Source organism: Streptomyces herbicida (assembly GCF_032656585.1).
Classification (GTDB): domain Bacteria; phylum Actinomycetota; class Actinomycetes; order Streptomycetales; family Streptomycetaceae; genus Streptomyces; species Streptomyces herbicida.
The window spans coordinates 39,248-56,097 of sequence record NZ_JAUYWJ010000024.1; the positions used below are offsets into that span (position 1 = coordinate 39,248).

Annotated in this window: 13 protein-coding genes; 5 read left to right on the forward strand and 8 right to left on the reverse strand. The window is 70.5% G+C overall.

What is annotated here, in order from left to right:
- Nucleotides 1-37: 37 nt before the first annotated feature.
- The 5 genes from Q8A52_RS38260 to Q8A52_RS38280 form a co-directional block, all read right to left on the reverse strand.
- The gene (locus tag Q8A52_RS38260; protein WP_316760320.1) at nt 38-1,105 is read right to left on the reverse strand and encodes an aspartate-semialdehyde dehydrogenase; all 1,068 of its coding nucleotides are present in this window, start codon (nt 1,103-1,105) and stop codon (nt 38-40) included.
- Nucleotides 1,105-2,382 (reverse strand): aspartate kinase, encoded by a 1,278-nt coding sequence (locus tag Q8A52_RS38265; RefSeq protein ID WP_316760322.1) that lies wholly within the window; start codon nt 2,380-2,382, stop codon nt 1,105-1,107. Before Q8A52_RS38265 ends, Q8A52_RS38260 begins: the two co-directional genes overlap by 1 nt.
- A 203-nt stretch (nt 2,383-2,585) precedes the next feature.
- The gene (locus Q8A52_RS38270) at nt 2,586-3,245 is read right to left on the reverse strand and encodes a DUF5063 domain-containing protein (protein ID WP_316760324.1); all 660 of its coding nucleotides are present in this window, start codon (nt 3,243-3,245) and stop codon (nt 2,586-2,588) included.
- Nucleotides 3,238-3,837, reverse strand: a complete 600-nt coding sequence (gene recR / locus Q8A52_RS38275; protein WP_235460829.1) for a recombination mediator RecR — start codon at nt 3,835-3,837, stop codon at nt 3,238-3,240. Before recR ends, Q8A52_RS38270 begins: the two co-directional genes overlap by 8 nt.
- Nucleotides 3,838-3,892: 55 nt before the next feature.
- The gene (locus Q8A52_RS38280) at nt 3,893-4,237 is read right to left on the reverse strand and encodes a YbaB/EbfC family nucleoid-associated protein (RefSeq protein ID WP_316760330.1); all 345 of its coding nucleotides are present in this window, start codon (nt 4,235-4,237) and stop codon (nt 3,893-3,895) included.
- A gap of 247 nt (nt 4,238-4,484) precedes the next feature.
- On the opposite strand from Q8A52_RS38280, the gene Q8A52_RS38285 reads away from it, so the two are divergent.
- Nucleotides 4,485-5,237 carry an SLATT domain-containing protein gene (locus Q8A52_RS38285; protein ID WP_316760332.1) on the forward strand — a complete coding sequence of 251 codons (753 nt, stop codon included), beginning with the start codon at nt 4,485-4,487 and terminating at the stop codon, nt 5,235-5,237.
- Between the two features lie 124 nt (nt 5,238-5,361).
- On the opposite strand, the gene Q8A52_RS38290 is transcribed toward Q8A52_RS38285, so the two are convergent.
- Nucleotides 5,362-6,891, reverse strand: a complete 1,530-nt coding sequence (locus Q8A52_RS38290; protein WP_316760334.1) for a substrate-binding domain-containing protein — start codon at nt 6,889-6,891, stop codon at nt 5,362-5,364.
- A gap of 138 nt (nt 6,892-7,029) precedes the next feature.
- Nucleotides 7,030-9,120 carry a serine/threonine-protein kinase gene (locus tag Q8A52_RS38295; protein WP_316760336.1) on the reverse strand — a complete coding sequence of 697 codons (2,091 nt, stop codon included), beginning with the start codon at nt 9,118-9,120 and terminating at the stop codon, nt 7,030-7,032.
- Between the two features lie 177 nt (nt 9,121-9,297).
- On the opposite strand from Q8A52_RS38295, the gene Q8A52_RS38300 reads away from it, so the two are divergent.
- The 4 genes from Q8A52_RS38300 to Q8A52_RS38315 all read left to right on the forward strand — a co-directional run bounded on the left by Q8A52_RS38300 (nt 9,298) and on the right by Q8A52_RS38315 (nt 14,604).
- Nucleotides 9,298-10,653: an aspartate aminotransferase family protein gene (locus Q8A52_RS38300; protein ID WP_316760338.1), complete on the forward strand. Its 1,356-nt coding sequence runs from the start codon at nt 9,298-9,300 to the stop codon at nt 10,651-10,653.
- 110 nt (nt 10,654-10,763) lie between these two features.
- A complete protein-coding gene (locus Q8A52_RS38305; protein WP_316760340.1) occupies nt 10,764-11,456 on the forward strand; it encodes a GntR family transcriptional regulator in 693 nt (230 codons plus the stop codon).
- Complete coding sequence (locus Q8A52_RS38310; protein WP_316760342.1) at nt 11,453-13,879, forward strand: dolichyl-phosphate beta-glucosyltransferase; 2,427 nt, start codon at nt 11,453-11,455, stop codon at nt 13,877-13,879. The genes Q8A52_RS38305 and Q8A52_RS38310 overlap by 4 nt, the downstream gene beginning before the upstream one ends.
- A 74-nt stretch (nt 13,880-13,953) precedes the next feature.
- The gene (locus Q8A52_RS38315) at nt 13,954-14,604 is read left to right on the forward strand and encodes a hypothetical protein (protein WP_316760345.1); all 651 of its coding nucleotides are present in this window, start codon (nt 13,954-13,956) and stop codon (nt 14,602-14,604) included.
- Nucleotides 14,605-14,807: 203 nt separating this feature from the next.
- Here Q8A52_RS38315 and Q8A52_RS38320 read toward each other — a convergent pair whose 3' ends face one another.
- The gene (locus Q8A52_RS38320) at nt 14,808-16,631 is read right to left on the reverse strand and encodes a bifunctional metallophosphatase/5'-nucleotidase (protein WP_316760347.1); all 1,824 of its coding nucleotides are present in this window, start codon (nt 16,629-16,631) and stop codon (nt 14,808-14,810) included.
- Nucleotides 16,632-16,850 lie beyond the last annotated feature (219 nt).

The window sequence follows — 16,850 nt, forward strand, 5'->3', positions numbered from 1 at the left end:
CCGGTGCGATGTGGGCATCACGACACCCCGTGCGGCGTCACGAGAACTCGGCCGCCACCAGCTCCGCGATCTGCGCGGTGTTCAGCGCGGCACCTTTGCGCAGGTTGTCCCCGCATACGAAGAGTTCGAGGGCGGTGGGGTCGTCGAGCGCCCGCCGCAGCCGTCCGACCCAGGTCGGGTCGGTCCCCACCACATCGGCGGGGGTGGGGAACTCACCGGCGGCCGGATCGTCGAAGAGGACGACACCGGGCGCCGTGGCGAGGATCTCGCGGGCGCCGTCCACGGTGACCTCGCCCTGGAAGCGGGCGTGGACGGTGAGGGAGTGCGTGGTGATCACCGGCACGCGCACACACGTCACGGCCACCGGCAGCTTCGGCAGTCCGAGGATCTTGCGGGACTCGTCCCGCACCTTCATCTCCTCCGACGACCAGCCGTCCTCCCTGAGCGACCCGGCCCACGGTACGACGTTCAGCGCGACCGGCTCCGGGAACGGCCCGGTGTTGTCCCCCACGGCCCGGCGTACGTCACCGGGGCTGGTCCCCAGCTCCGTACCGGCCACCAGGGACAGCTGGGCCCGCAGGGTCTCGACACCGGCACGGCCCGCCCCGCTCACCGCCTGGTACGACGACACCACCAGCTCGCGCAGCCCGAACTCGGCGTGCAGCGCGCCCAGGGCGACGATCATCGACAGGGTCGTGCAGTTGGGGTTGGAGATGATCCCGCGCGGCCGGCGACGGGCGCAGTGCGGATTGACCTCGGGCACCACGAGCGGCACCTCCGGGTCCATCCGGAAGGCGCCGGAGTTGTCGACCACCACCACGCCCTTGGCCGCGGCGATCGGCGCCCACTGCGCGGCGACCTCGTCGGGCACGTCGAACATGGCGACGTCGACCCCGTCGAAGGCCTCCTCCGACAGGGCCACCACCTCGACCTCCTCGCCGCGCACGGCCAGCTTGCGGCCGGCCGAGCGCGGGGAGGCGATCAGGCGGATCTCGCCCCAGACGTCCTTGCGCTGGGACAGGATCTGGAGCATGACCGTACCGACGGCCCCGGTCGCTCCCACGACCGCGAGCGTCGGACGTACGGTCGGTCCGGTCGCGGCCATCAGCGGCCGGTGCCTCCGTAGACGACGGCCTCGTCGGTGTCGGAGTCGAGCCCGAAGGCGGTGTGCACGGCCCGGACGGCCTCCGGCACGTCGTCGGCGCGGGTGACGACCGAGATACGGATCTCCGAGGTGGAGATCAGCTCGATGTTCACGCCCGCGTCGGACAGCGCCTCGAAGAAGGAGGCGGTGACGCCCGGATTGGTCTTCATGCCCGCGCCGACGAGGGAGATCTTGCCGATCTGGTCGTCGTAGCGCAGCGAGTCGAAGCCGATACCGCCCTTGTTCTTCTCCAGGGCGTCGATGGCCTTGCGGCCCTCGGTCTTCGGCAGGGTGAAGGAGATGTCCGTCAGGCCGGTGGAGGCGGCGGACACGTTCTGCACGACCATGTCGATGTTGATCTCGGCATCGGCGATGGCGCGGAAGATCGCGGCGGCCTCGCCCGGCTTGTCCGGCACGCCGACGACCGTGATCTTGGCCTCGGAGGTGTCGTGCGCGACACCGGAGATGATGGCCTGCTCCACCTTCTTGTCCCCTTGCTCGATCGGCTCGCTGCTGACCCACGTACCCTGCAGCCCGCTGAAGGAGGAGCGGACGTGGATCGGGATGTTGTAACGGCGCGCGTACTCCACGCAGCGGTGGAGCAGCACCTTGGAGCCGGAGGACGCGAGCTCCAGCATGTCCTCGAAGGAGATCCAGTCGATCTTCTTCGCCTTCTTCACCACACGCGGGTCGGCGGTGAACACGCCGTCGACGTCGGTGTAGATCTCGCAGACCTCGGCGTCCAGAGCGGCCGCGAGGGCCACCGCCGTGGTGTCGGACCCGCCGCGCCCGAGCGTGGTGATGTCCTTCTTGTCCTGGCTGACGCCCTGGAACCCGGCGACGATCGCGATGTTGCCCTTGTCCAGGGAGTCCCGGATCCGGCCCGGCGTGACGTCGATGATCCGGGCTTTGTTGTGGACCGAGTCGGTGATGACGCCTGCCTGGCTGCCGGTGAAGGACTGGGCCTCGTGGCCCAGGTTTTTGATCGCCATGGCCAGCAGGGCCATGGAGATCCTCTCTCCGGCGGTCAGCAGCATGTCGAACTCACGCCCCGCAGGCATGGGGGATACCTGCTCGGCGAGATCGATCAGCTCGTCCGTCGTGTCGCCCATCGCGGAAACCACGACAACCACCTGGTTGCCGTTCTTCTTCGCTTCCACGATCCGCTTGGCGACGCGCTTGATGCCCTCGGCATCGGCTACGGAGGAGCCTCCGTACTTCTGCACGACAAGGCCCACGTGCGCTCCTCGCTCAGTCCGTCGATTGCCCGCTCAGTCTAACGAGCGTCCGAAATTTACCTCCGGGGAACCGCATCGTGAGATGTCCGGTCACCCGCTCAAGGACTTCCCTGCCCAATGAAACGCAAGTGATGGGTGTGACATGGGCTTCATGCCCCCGGCAGAGCGGGGTGAGGGTGGGGACAGCTGCACCATGACGGACCTCAGTGGGCCGGCCGCATGCCGAGGGGGCCCGCGATTTCCTGCTCCATCACCTTGCCCGCCTCGAACTCCAGGGTGTCGTCGCCCACGCTCTGGTCGGTGTCCAGGCCGTTCAGCTCCTCCAGGGGCTGGTTGAGGCGGACGTGGGCGAGGACGGAGTGCAGGGCGCGGAGCGTGGCCGAGGCCGTCGAGCCCCAGTTGGAGAAGTAGGAGAACTGCCACCACCACAGGGCCTCGGTGGTGCGGCCCGCGCGGTAATGGACCATGCCGTGGCGCAGGTCGGTGATGACGTCCGCGAGGTCGTCGGAGATACGGGCCGGGACCGGGGCCGTGCGGGGCTCGTAGGGGTCGAAGACCTCCGAGTAGACGTCGATCGGCTCCAGCAGGCGGGCCAGGTTCTCGCGGAGTTCGTCGACGTCCGGCTCGAAACCGGGGTCGGGCTCATAGCGCTCGTCGGGGACGATGTCCTCGTGCGCGCCGAGCCGGCCCCCGGCCAGCAGCAGTTGGGAAACCTCCAGGAGGAGGAAGGGAACCGCCGAGTCCGGCTCGTCGCCCTTCGCGACCTCCGTGACGGCCACCAGGAAACTCTCGACCTGATCCGCGATCTGGACCGCGAAGTCGTCCGGGTTCTGCGTCGTGGCGTGCAGCGTGGCGTCAGACATCTAGGAGTCGTCTCCCCTCGAAGGCGCGGCCGAGAGTGACCTCGTCCGCGTATTCCAGGTCGCCACCCACCGGGAGGCCGCTGGCCAGGCGGGTGACCTTGAGGCCCATGGGTTTGATCATGCGGGCGAGGTACGTGGCCGTCGCCTCGCCTTCGAGATTGGGATCCGTGGCCAGGATCAGTTCGGTGACCGTTCCGTCGGCCAGACGGGCCAGGAGTTCCCGTATGCGGAGATCGTCGGGACCCACGCCCTCGATCGGGCTGATCGCGCCGCCGAGGACGTGGTAGCGGCCCCGGAACTCACGGGTGCGCTCGATCGCGACCACGTCCTTGGGCTCCTCGACCACGCAGATGACCGACTGGTCGCGGCGGGGGTCACGGCAGACCGCGCACAGCTCCTCCTGCGCGACGTTGCCGCAGGTCGCGCAGAAGCGGACCTTCGCCTTCACCTCCAGGAGGGCCTGGGCCAGGCGCCGTACGTCCGTCGGCTCGGCCTGCAGGATGTGGAAGGCGATCCGCTGCGCGCTCTTGGGACCGACGCCGGGCAGCCGCCCCAGCTCGTCGATCAGGTCCTGGACCACGCCTTCGTACAACGGACTGCCCTTCCTGGAGTCTTCCAGTACGTACCGTAGTTGGCCGCGGCCTGTCTTAGAAAGGCAGGCCGGGGATGCCGCTTCCGCCGCCCAGACCCTGGGCCAGCGGGCCGAGCTTCTGCTGCTGGAGGGTCTGCGCGTTCTCGTTGGCCGCCTGGACGGCCGCGACGATCAGGTCGGCGAGAGTCTCGGTGTCCGCGGGGTCCACCGCCTTGGGGTCGATCACGAGGCCGCGCAGCTCGCCGGCGCCGGTGACCGTGGCCTTCACGAGGCCGCCGCCCGACTGACCGTCGACCTCCGTGTTCGCCAGTTCCTCCTGGGCCTTCGCCAGGTCCTGCTGCATCTTCTGGGCCTGCTGGAGCAGCTGCTGCATATTGGGCTGGCCACCACCGGGAATCACGATCAGCTCCTGGTTCGGTTCTCGTTGTTCTCCGTTGTGCACGAGCCTACGTGGTCCACGCAGCCATCGCCCCGCCACTCTTTCGAGTGAGATTGCCGTGAGTCCTATACCTGATCAAGACCTCCTTCCGGGCGGAAAAGAGGCGAAAGCTTCGCCTTCGCCACCCATTGGGCGGTAGGACTGGTGCCGCGCGTCAGCATCCAGATGTCACTCAACGTGACCGGTCGCGATCAGTAGGGAGTGCCGGGTGGGTCAGCCGGAAATGCAGCCCGAGGGTCCGCCTCAGGACGAGCGGGGCGAGGGGGCGGCCGGGCTGCGGCCGGGCGACCTGACCGGGCGGATGTTTCCGCTCGGGGACTGGGGGGAGCCGGCCGAGCGGCTGGACGAGCTGTACCGGTGGGTGGAGCGGGGTGCTCTGGAGACGGCGGCCTGGTATCTCGCGGACCGGGTGTGGAAGCGGCGCGGGGCGCGGGCGCTGCGGGCGGGGGCGGCTACGGGGGCCGTGTGCGGGAGCATGCTGCCGCTGCTGGATCTGGCCGGGGTGCTCGGCGGGGGTGCGCCATGGGGGTATCTGGCGCTGACGGTCGCGGTGGCGTGTGTCGGTGTCGACCGGTTCTTCGGGGTCACGTCGGGATGGATAAGGGACGTCGCCACCGCGCAGGCCGTGCAGCGGCGGTTGCAGGTGCTGCAGTTCGACTGGGCGTCGGAGTGCGTGCGGGAGGTTCTGGGGCCGGCCGAGGGGACGGCGAGTGAGGCCACCGAGCGGTGTCTGGCGGTGCTGCGGCGGTTCTCCGAGGACGTGACGGAGCTGGTGCGGGTCGAGACGGCCGACTGGATGGTGGAGTTCCGGACCGGGTCCGCGCCGTTGGGGATCCAGGCGGCTGTGGCGAGTTCCGGGGGGCGGGTGGACTCGGGGGGGTTGCCGGGGCGGTTTCCGCTGCCCCCGGGGGCTGCCGCCCGGCCCAATATGCCTCGGCAGCGGCCGCCGGAGCCGCGGTAGCGGGTGCCGGGGTCTGTTCCACGTCCGGTGCTGACGAGGTGCCCTGTGCTGGGGCTGGGCGGGGGTGGGCGCGCGCCCTGGCGTTTGCGGGGCACGATTGCCCGCAGTTGCGGCGGCGGCTGTGTCAGCCGCAGAGTTTCATGCCCTCCGGGGTCCAGCACGGGATGTGGCCGTGGGTGCGGATCACGTCCTGGCCGTTTCCTCGCGAGAGGTACGTCAGGAAGCTCGAGACCAGGGAGTCCGCCGGGGGCTGGCCGTAGGTGTAGGCGTACTCGATCTCCCGGTAGGGGTACGCGCTCCGGCCGTGTTCGATCGCGTCCACCGAGGGCTCGTTGCCGTCGAGGCGGAGGACGTGGAGGCCCTTGGCCCGGGTGGCCAGGTTCAGTTCGCTGTAGCCGACGGCGCCCGGGAGCTTGGCCACCTCCGTCAGGACCTGGTCGGTGGAGTCCAGCTCGCAGCGGGTCACCGGGGCCGACGCGTCGTCCTTGTGCACGCAGTCGACGGAGGAGTTGGCGATCTCGCCCCGGCCCAGCACCCGCCGCTGGAAGACCTGCCGCGTCCCGGAGTTGGCGTCCCTGCTGACCAGGTGGACCGGCAGGTCCGGGCCGCCGAGCTGCCGCCAGTTGGTGATCTCGCCGCGGTACAGGCGTCGTACGTCCTTCGCCGACAGGTTCTTCAGGATCACGTCGTTGTTCACGACCAGCGCGAAGACCGACACCGCCACCCTGCTCTCGCGCAGCTCCGGCATGTCGCTGGGCTTGGGGCCGTCCGAGAGGGCGACCAGCGGCGGGGAGCCCCTCTTCTTCCACTCGGCGCCGGTGGCCTCCAGCTCCCGGACTCCGGCGGTGGAGCCGTGCGGGTCCACCGTGATCGTCGAACCCTCGCAGTCCGCTTCGTACTTCTGAGCCACCTCCCGCAGCACGGGTGCGAAGGCCGTCGAACCGGTGACCGTCAGCCTGCCCTTCTCGCAGCCGATCGGCGGCGGGGTGTCGTCCCGGGCCACGACGATGGTGGCGAGCGTGACGACACAGACCGTGAGCATGATGGTGATCAGCCGGGAGGCCCGGCTGAACAGGGGCGGCTTGTCGTCGGGTGTGGCGCTGCGGTTGGGGTGGACCTCGCCCTCCCGGATCCCCCCGATGAGCCGGATCTCCCGGCCCACGTCCCCGCCGGACAGCAGGACGAGCAGCTTGAAGTGGTCACCCCTGTTGAGCGGGACCCGCGGGATGCGCAGGGCGTTGCCCTCGTAGCCGAACCCCCGCTCGGGGGTGAAGTGATCCATCAGATGGTCGGTGTCGGTCGGCTGGGTGACCGACACGCCCCGGACGGTGCGGTCGGTGAACACCGCGGTCAGTCCGTGCCGTTCGGGACTGGTGTAGTCGTCGCGGTCGATGCCCTGCGAGCCGTCGTTCTCCACGCGGAGCAGGACGAGCGTGGCGTCCGCCATGACCGGGGCCTCGTCGAAGAGGCCCAGGCGTCGGTTGGCGCGGCCCGAACGGACGTCGTCGCCGATCGGGTTGTCCATCTGCACGCGGTAGCCGATCCGCTTGCGGCGCGGCACCCGGCGCTCGTACCAGACCATGCCGGCGGACGCGGCGATACCGAGCACCGCCGTCCCCACGGCCACCACGTTCTCCGCACTCAGCCACTCCATGTGGGTGCCCCCGCAACTCCCCGGAGTCGAATGGTGGGGTCACAGTACGTGCGCCCGAGGGGACAATCCGGGCTCGTGGGCTGAAGTTCGCCGGGCGTTCAACGACCCCACAGAAAAGGGGAGTTGGCCCTCACCGCTTCACTGCTTCGTGTAGGTCAGGCTCTCCCCGTTGCCCTGCTTCGCCCGCCGCAGCCGTCCGTCCGACAGCAGCGTGACCTCGGTGGCCTCGCCGGGCGAGCAGGACGAGAGCGGCTCGCCGGAGGAGACGGTGGACGGGCCGATCTCCAACGGGCCGTTGCCGCTGGGCTGTTCGGACAGCTTCGCGGTGAAGACACAGTGGTAGCTGCCGCCGCCCACGATGGGCCCGTCGGCGACGAGCGTGAGGACCGTGTCCCCCACGTCACCCTGCTGGATGGTCAGCTCACGGGTGTTGTGCCCGGTGGAGTTGTCGATCGACGTCTCCCAGGTCCCCAGGTACCCGGCCGGGATCGCGCCGTCCGACGGTGCCGAGGAGGTGGGCTGCGAGGTGGTCGGGGCGGGCCCGGAGGTGGTCGGTCCTGTGGTCGTGGGCGCGCCGGTGGTGGGGCCGGGGGAGACGGTGCTCCCGCCCTTGTCGTCGCTGCCGCCGCCCTTCATCAGCGCGTACACCGAGCCGCCCGCGGCGAGCGCGACGACCAGCGCGATCACCACGAGGAGCGCCGTGGACCGGCCGCTCTGGCGCGGCTCCCGCGGCGGAATGCCAGCGGGTCCGTACGGCGGTGTGGAGCCCATCGGCGGCGGGCCGTACGGCGGGGTCGAGCCGATGCCGCCCGCGTACGGGTTGTACGGCTGCCCGGAACCGGGCCAGGCACCGGCGCCGGGCTGCTGCGGATAGCCGTAGGCGGAGGGCTGCGGATGCTGCTGCGGGTGCTGCTGCGGGTAGCCGTACGCCGGGTGGGACGGGGGCGCCCCCGGCGGGGGCGTCTGGCCCGCGACCATCGTGGGCAGGTGGTTCACCCCCGGCCCGCCGGACGGTCGTGGGTCCCCGGGCGGGGGCGGCACGGAGGCGTCGTCGGAGGCGGGGGCGTGCTCGGGGGACGAGCCGGGAGCGGGGGGATGCTCGGGGGGCGAGCCGGGCGCGGGGGTCTGCTGGTGGATCCACGCGGGGGTGGGGTCGGGCATCCGGTCCCCGCCGGGGCCGGGCGCGGGCGCGGGAGAGCCGGGCGCGGGCGCGCCCCCGGGCGCAGGCGCGCCGGGTGCAGGCGCGCCGGGCGCAGGCGCGGCCGGGGCCGGCCGGGAGTCCTCCCCCGCCGGGCCCTCCGCCGCCGCCTCCGGGTCCTCGGCCTCCAGCAGCTGCACCGCGTGCCGCCCCAGCTGGGCCACCAGCGCCCCCGGCAGCCACGGATCCCGCGAGCGCCCTCCGGACACCGTGTCCTCGGCGCCGGTGCGCTCCAGGATCCGGCCCAGCGTCGGCCGGGCGGCCGGGTCCTTCTTCAGACAGTCGCGCACCAGGTCGGCGACGCCCTCGGGCACGCCCTCCAGGTCGGGCTCCTCCTGGGCGATCCGGAACATCAGGGCGTGCACCCCGCTGTTGGCGGCCCCGAAGGGGAGCTTGCCGGTCGCCGCGTAGGCGAGCACGGAGCCGAGGCAGAAGACGTCGCAGGCGGGCGTGATCCGATCGCCGCGCACCTGCTCGGGCGCCATGAAGCCGGGCGAGCCGACCAGGGAGCCGGTGCGGGTGAGCCCGTCCCCGGCCAGGGTCTCCAGCGCCCGCGCGATGCCGAAGTCGATGACGCGCGGCCCGTCGATGGTCACCAGCACATTGGACGGCTTGAGGTCCCGGTGCACGATCCCGGCGGCGTGGATGTCCTTGAGCGCGTGCGCGAGCCCGGCCGCCAGGATCCGTACCGAACGCTCGGGCAGTGCGCCGTGGTCGTGCCCGACGACCTGCTGGAGGCTGGGTCCGGCGACATACCCGGTGGCCACCCACGGCACCGCGGCCTCGGTGTCCGCGTCCAGCACGGGGGCGGTCCAGTGACCGCCGACCCGGCGCGCGGCCTGCACCTCCTGCCGGAACCGCGCCCGGAACTCCTCCTGCTCGGCGAGCTCCTCGCGCACCAGCTTCACGGCGACGGTACGGCCCCGCTCCGACCGGGCCAGATACACATGCCCCATGCCGCCCGCGCCGAGCCGCGCCAGCAGCCGGTACGCCCCGATGCGCTGCGGGTCACCGGGTCCGAGCTTCTCCATGGCTGCGCCGCCTTCCCCCCGTAGGTGTGCAACGGACCGAGAATAGTGCGGTCGTGTGGGAGGTCGCGCGGGGCGGTGTCTACGGTTCCGTAACAGACAATCTGTCGCGGAAACCCCCCGACCAGGGAACAGGACGCCGATATCGCGTTCGCATCGCGGACATTTACGCTCGCCCGCATGACCCCTCAGCCGAACCCCGAAGCCGGCGCCGCCGTGAAGGCCGCGGACCGTGCACACGTCTTCCACTCCTGGTCCGCCCAGGAGCTCATAGACCCGCTCGCCGTCGCCGGCGCCGAGGGGTCGTACTTCTGGGACTACGACGGCAAGCGCTACCTCGACTTCACGAGCGGGCTCGTCTACACCAACATCGGCTACCAGCACCCGAAGATCGTCGCCGCGATCCAGGAGCAGGCCGCACACCTGACCACCTTCGCGCCCGCCTTCGCCGTCGAGGCGCGCTCGGAGGCGGCCCGGCTGATCGCCGAGCGGACGCCGGGCGACCTGGACAAGATCTTCTTCACCAACGGCGGCGCGGACGCCATCGAGCACGCGGTGCGCATGGCCCGGCTGCACACGGGCCGCGCGAAGGTGCTGTCGGCGTACCGCTCGTACCACGGTGGTACGCAGCAGGCGGTGAACATCACCGGCGACCCCCGCCGCTGGGCCTCCGACAACGCCACCGCCGGTGTCGTCCACTTCTGGGCTCCGTTCCTCTACCGCTCCCGCTTCTACGCGGAGACCGAGGAGCAGGAGTGCGCGCGTGCCCTGGAGCACCTGGAGACGACGATCGCCTTCGAGGGGCCGGGCACCATCGCCGCGATCGTCCTGGAGACGATCCCGGGCACCGCGGGGATCATGGTTCCGCCGCCCGGCTACCTCGCAGGCGTGCGGGAGCTGTGCGACAAGTACGGCATCGTGTTCATCCTGGACGAGGTCATGGCCGGGTTCGGACGCACCGGTGAGTGGTTCGCGGCCGATCTGTTCGACGTCGTACCCGACCTGATGACCTTCGCCAAGGGCGTCAACTCCGGTTATGTGCCGCTCGGCGGTGTCGCCATCTCCGGGAAGATCGCGGAGACCTTCGGCAAGCGGGCCTACCCGGGCGGCCTGACGTACTCCGGCCATCCGCTGGCCTGCGCCGCCGCCGTCGCGACCATCAACGTGATGGCGGAGGAGGGCGTCGTCGCGGGCGCGAAGGACCTGGGCGCGAGCGTCGTCGAGCCGGGCCTGCGCGCGCTGGCCGAGCGGCACCCGAGCGTCGGCGAGGTGCGCGGTGTGGGCATGTTCTGGGCCCTCGACCTGGTGAAGAACCGGGAGACCCGGGAGCCGCTGGTGCCGTACAACGCGGCGGGCGAGGCGAACGCGCCGATGGCCGCCTTCGGTGCCGCCGCGAAGAAGCGCGGCCTGTGGCCCTTCATCAACATGAACCGCACCCACGTCGTCCCGCCCTGCAATGTGACCGAGGCCGAGCTGAAGGAGGGCCTTGCGGCGCTGGACGCCGCGCTGAGCGTGGCCGACGAATACACGGTGTGAGTGAGGACCGCAACACCGAAGCTCACCAGGGGGAACTCGAACGCGTAAGGTGACGTGCTCGTAGATATGGACGAGCACGTCACCCATACGCGTGAGGAGAGCCCCCGACCATGCCCGGCAACGGCGCCGTCACCCGCAGTACGCTGCGGCAGCAGATCGCGGACGCCCTCCGTGACGAGGTGCTGGCCGGCCGGCTCCAGCCGGGCCGGGCGTTCACGGTGAAGGAGATCGCCGAGCAGTACGGGGTCTCGGCGACGCCGGTCCGCGAGGCGCTGGTCGACCTGTCCGCGCAGGGCATCCTGGAGGCGGACCAGCACCGCGGCTTCCGCGTCCCGGAGTACTCGCTCGACGACTACCGCGGCATGATCGAGGCGCGCAGCCTGGTCACCGACGGCATGTTCCAGGCCCTCGTCGACGGCCGCAAGCCGTTCGCGAACCCCGAGGAGCCCCGTACGGCGGCAGCCCTCGCCGCGGTCCGCCGACGCGGCGAGGAGGCCCAGCGCGCGTCCGCCGCCGGTGACCTGACCGTGCTGATCGGCTACGACCTGCGCTTCTGGCGCGAGCTCGGCGCCCTGTTCGGCAACCCCTATCTCGCCGACTTCCTGAACCGGCTGCGCGTCCAGTCCTGGGTGTGCGCGGTGCAGCACCTGCGCCGCCTGCCCGACCTGCGCGGCAGCCTGTGGTCCCGGCACACCGAACTGGTGGACGCCCTGACCCGCCGGGACCCCGGGGGCGCCCGCGCGATCGTCGCCGGGTACAACGCGCACGCCCTCGCCCTCATCGAGCGGCTGGCCGCCGGATGAGCGGCCGCCGCCCCGAGGCGGTCGACCTCTCCGTCGTCGTCCCCGCCTACAACGAAGAAGAGCGTCTCGGCCCCACCCTCGAGGCCGTCACGGCCTATCTGAGCGACAACCAAGGCCGCTGGGGCGAGTGGGAGGTGATCGTCGCCGACGACGGGTCGACCGACGGCACCCGCCAGACACCGGCATTAGCGCACCCACGGGTCCGGCTCGTCACCAGTGACCGCAACCGCGGCAAGGGCAGCGCCCTGCGCCTCGGGGTCGCGGCCTCGCGCGGCCACCGGGTGCTGGTCACCGACGCCGACCTGGCGGCGCCCATAGAGGAGCTGGAGCGGCTCGACAAGGCGCTCAGCGAGGGGCACGCGGCGGCGATCGGCTCGCGTTCGGTGCCCGGTGCGGCGATCGACAACCGTCAGCACCGGCTGCGCGAACTGCTCGGCCGTGCCGGGAACTTCCTGATACGCGCGACGGCCGTGCCGGGCATACGGGACACCCAGTGCGGTTTCAAACTCTTCGAGGGCGACCGGGCCCGTGAGGCCTTCGCCGCCTCCCGGCTCGACGGCTGGGGCATAGACGTGGAGGTGCTCCAGCACTTCCACCGCTCCGACTGGCCCGTCACCGAAGTCCCGGTCCGCTGGAGCCACCAGCCCGGCTCGAAGGTCGGCCCCCTCGACTACGCCCGCGTCCTCACCGACCTGGCCCGGCTCAGAGCCCGCGCCGTGCGCCCCGCCGACCTCCTGGTCACCATCCTCTTCCTGCTGCTGGCGGTGGCCCTCTACTCGGGCCGTGTCTTCGACCCGGACCACCGCTACCTCCCCGACTCCCTCCAGGACCAGAACCAGTGGGAGTGGTTCTTCGCGGTGACCGCTGACAACGTGGCCCATCTGCGCAACCCCCTCTTCACCGATCTCCAGGGCTTTCCCGACGGCGTGAACCTGATGGCCAACACGGTCATGCTGGGCCTGTCCGTCCCCTTCGCGCCGCTCACCCTGGCCGCGGGCCCCGCGGTCGCGCTGAGCGTCTGCATGACGCTGGGCCTGGCCGCGACCGCGGCCGCCTGGTACTGGCTGATCGTGAAACGTGTCGTACGGCAGCGGGCGGCCGCCTTCCTGGGCGCCTCGCTGGCCGCCTTCGCGCCCCCGATGGTCAGCCACGCCAACGCGCACCCCAACTTCGTGATCCTGTTCATGATCCCGCTGATCATCGACCGCGCCCTGCGTCTGTGCGCGGGCACGCGGGTGGTGCGGGACGGGATCGTGCTCGGCCTGATGGCCGCCTATCAGGTCTTCCTGGGCGAGGAACCTTTTTTGCTCGCCGCGCTTGGCATGACCCTGTTCGCTGCCGCCTACGCGGTCGTACGGCTGGACGTGGCACGGGAGGCCTGGCGGCCGCTGCTGAAGGGCCTGCTGATCGGCGCGGCGGTCTGTCTCCCCCTCGTCGCCTATCCCCTGTACTGGCAGTTCACCGGCCCGCAGAGCTATCGGAGCGTCCTGCACGGCGACAACGCGGGCAACAGCCCCCTCTCCCTGATCGCCTTCGCCGAGCGCTCACTGTTCGCGGGCGACGCACAGATGGCGAACTCCCTCTCCCTCAACCCCACCGAGCAGAACGCGTTCTACGGCTGGCCACTGGTCGCCCTGGCCTTCGCGATCGTCGTACGGCTGTGGGAGCAGACCCTGGTCAAGGCGCTGGCGTTCACCACGGTGGCCGCCGCGGTGCTCTCCCTCGGCCCGAAGATCCGCATCCCGCTCACCGACACCGTCTACCCCGGCCCCTGGGCCCTGCTGGCGGACAAGCCGCTGTTCGAGTCGGTGATCGAGGGCCGGGTGGCGATGGTCTGCGCCCCGGCGCTGGGCATGCTGCTGGCGATCGCGGTGGAGCGGCTGGTGGCGACCCGTGCCGTGGGCACGATGTACTTCGGCTTCCTCGGGGTCCTGCTCGCCCTGGCCCCGCTCGTCCCGGCGCCGCTGAAGTCCGAGCAGCGTGCCGCGGTGCCGGCGTTCTTCACGGACGGGACCTGGAAGTCGTACGTCCGCAAGGGCGAGTCGCTCGTCCCCGTGCCGCTGCCCGACTCCGGCGCCGCGGAGGCCCTGCACTGGCAGACGGCCGCCCATCTGGGCTTCAGACTCCCGGGCGGCTACTTCAACGGCCCGTACGGGGAGGACCGTATCGGCATCTACGGCGCCTCCCCGCGCTACACCTCCGACATGCTCCGGGACGTGCGCTGGACGGGCGTGGTCCCGGTCATCGGCAAGAACTGGCAGGCGCAGGCCAGGCGGGACTTCGCCTACTGGAAGGCGGGCGTCCTGGTGGTCGCACCCCAGCCAAATGACGACAAGCTGCGCACGGCCCTGCACAAGCTCACCGGCCGTACCGGAAAGTGGACGCACGGTGTGTGGGTATGGGACCTGCACGAGGGGGACTGAGCCTGCGCCGCACCGACTACCCTTCCCTGACCACCCTGCAATGCGTGTACGCGTGCTGATGCGAGGAGCTCTCTTTGGCCTGTGACCTGTGGCTGGTGCCGCTCGTGGACGTCCTGTGCCACACCCCGGACAACCCGTTCGCCGAGGAACTCGCGCAATACAACAAGGTGCTCGCCGAAGCCGGACTCCCGCCGGTGCCGGTGTACCAGTACATGCCGGGCCTGTCCGGCGAGGTCGCCCCGGTGGCCGGCTTCGACTACGACGCGCTGCACTTCCTGCGCCGGGTCTATCTCCTCCAGATGTGCGGGCTGCCGGTGACGCCGGTGGACGAGCTGGGCGGCGACTACGAGCAGCTCCTGGAGATGTTCGAGTCCACCGCCCAGCAGTCGCACCTGGTCTGGCACTACGACCACGCGGGCGCCTATGTCCCGGTCGACTTCCCCAACCCGCTGTCGAACGACGAGCTGCTGGCGAGCGGCGGTCCCCTGGGCTCCTCCCAGACGTTGCTGCGGGAGCTGGAGTTCGTCGCGCCGTCCATCGGCATCGATCCGGCCAACCCGCCGGCCGCACCGGAACCTCCGCGCGCCCCCACGGAGTTGGAGGAGCCGGCCGTCCCGGCGCCGTACGATCCCAGCCCCTTCGCGCGCGAACGGCACGTCTGGCTGGGGCTGCACGCGGCGGCGACCCGGAGCCTGGCACAGGGGTCGATGATCGTCTTCAGCTGACCGCCGCCCGGCACGGGCATCACATCGGATGCGGGCCGGAATGATGGCTTCCGACCTGGTATTTCCGGCATGGACCACAAGCTGGATGCGACCGGTTCAGTGGATCTGCATGGGCCTCTTCCACCTCACCCACGTCGGGTTCCTGCTCTACCTCTCCCTGAGGTGATCCCGGCGGCGCCGTGTGCCGCCGGGACCGCCCGGGATCAGAACACCGGCGTACCCGCCTGCGTCAGCTTCCAGTTGGTGACCGCGAAGCCGGCCGGGTCCAGGGTGCCCTTGGCCACGACGTAGTCGATCATCAGCTGGCGGATCTCGTTGGTGGAGCTGTAGGCGATGCCGGCCGAGGCGATGTGCGGGTATCCCGAACCGCCGTTGGCGCGGTAGTTGTTGACCGCGACGACGAAGACCTGGTCGTCGGCGACCGCGGTGCCGTTGTAGGTGAGGTTCTTGATCCTCGAACCCTCGGCCTGGGCGATGTCGATCTCGTAGGAGACGCCCGCCGCGGTGTCGTACATGTAGTCCCAGAAGTTGTTGGCGTTGGTGAGGGTGGCGGTGTTCACCGCCGTCCCGCTCGGCACCTGGTGGTAGTACTTCGCCGCGTACTCCAGGTAGTCCTTGAGCTGGGCGCCCGTGAGCTTCTTGCCGTAGAGGGTGTTGTCGTAGATGTAGAGGCCCGCGATGTCCTTGATGGTCACATCGCCCTGCGGGATGTCGGCCGTGCGGGAGAACGGCGCGGCGACCGAGATGAGCGGGAGGGCCGCGTCCGACGCCGACAGGCCCGCCTTCACGGTCTGCATCTGGACCTCGTGGATGAAGTCCATGATGGGCACGTCCTTCCAGCAGGACTCCGCCGCCGAGAGGTCCGCGGTGCAGGTGCCGACGGCCGTGTTGACGTACTTCACGACCAGCTCGTGATCGGCCTCCAGGAGCTTGCTGATCTCCGGGTCCTCGGCCACGGTGTTCGGGTTGAGGGTCTGGGCCGTCTTGCCCGTGACCTTCCACCGGCCGTGGTGCAGCTCGACCTCGAAGTCGAAGACGCTGAGCCGGTAGCCCCAGCAGTACGGCTCGGAGAGGAGCACGTCCTCGCCGGTCTCCTCGTTCTTGACGGTGTACGACGGCACCTCGACATGGGTGTGCCCGACGAGGATCGCGTCGATGCCCGGGACCTGCTGGGCGACGAGGTTGGAGGCGTTCTCGACGTACGGCAGCTCGTCGCCGTAGGAGGAGGAGCCGTCGAGGCCGGAGTGGTCGGTGAGGAAGACGACGTCACAGCCGAGGGCACGCAGCCGCGGCACGTACTTCTTCGCCTGCTCCACCAGCCCCGGGAAGACCATCTTCCCGCTGACGTTGTCCTTGTCCCACAGGGCGATGCCCGGGTTGGTGAGCCCGAGGATGCCGACCTTGATGTCGGGCGCGCCGGGGACGCAGATCCGCTTCACGGTGTACGGCGCGAAGGCGGGCCGCAGCGTCTTCGCGTCCAGCGCGTTGGCGCCGAGCAGCGGGAAGTGGCACTGGCTCTCAAACTTGCGCAGCACGTCGATGCCGTAGTTGAACTCGTGGTTGCCGAGGGCGGCGGCGTCGTAGCGCATGTGGTTCATCGCCACGGCCATCGGATGCCTGGGGCCCCGCTTGCCGTCGGTCCCTGTGATCGGGTCGACGCGGGCGAAGTAGTAGGCCAGCGAGGTGCCCTGGATGATGTCGCCGGCGTCGACGAGCAGCACGCGCTCCTCGCCCTTGGCCTCGCGCTGCTGCTTGATGAGGGTGGCGACGCGGGCGACACCGACGGAGTTGCCCTTGCTGTCCGAGTAGGCCGCGTCCTTGTAGTAGTCCCAGTCGAAGACGTGGCTGTGCAGGTCGGTGGTGCCGAGGATGGAGAACGACCAGGTACGCGGCCCCTTTTCGGACTGCTGGTCGGCGGCCCGGGCGGGCGCGGCGGCCAGGCCGACGGTCCCTGCGGCGGCCACGGCGGCACCGGTTGCGGCCGACGTGTGCATGAACTGCCTGCGGTTCATGGGGTGGGCGGGCATTCAAGGCTCCTGGAGGCGTGAGTGGCGCGATCGTGAGCGTGCGGCGTGCGGGGCTACCCGCGTAGATGCTTCTCGCGAGCCCGCGCACCGTGAACCAGGGGCAGGCCATGTCCAGGTCAAGTTCTGGAATGGCTCCCGGCCCGGCGGCGTCCGCCCCATGACGACCCGTCACACCTGGACCAGCGCCGGTTCGCCCGCGAGGTGGCGGCCGCACGCGTC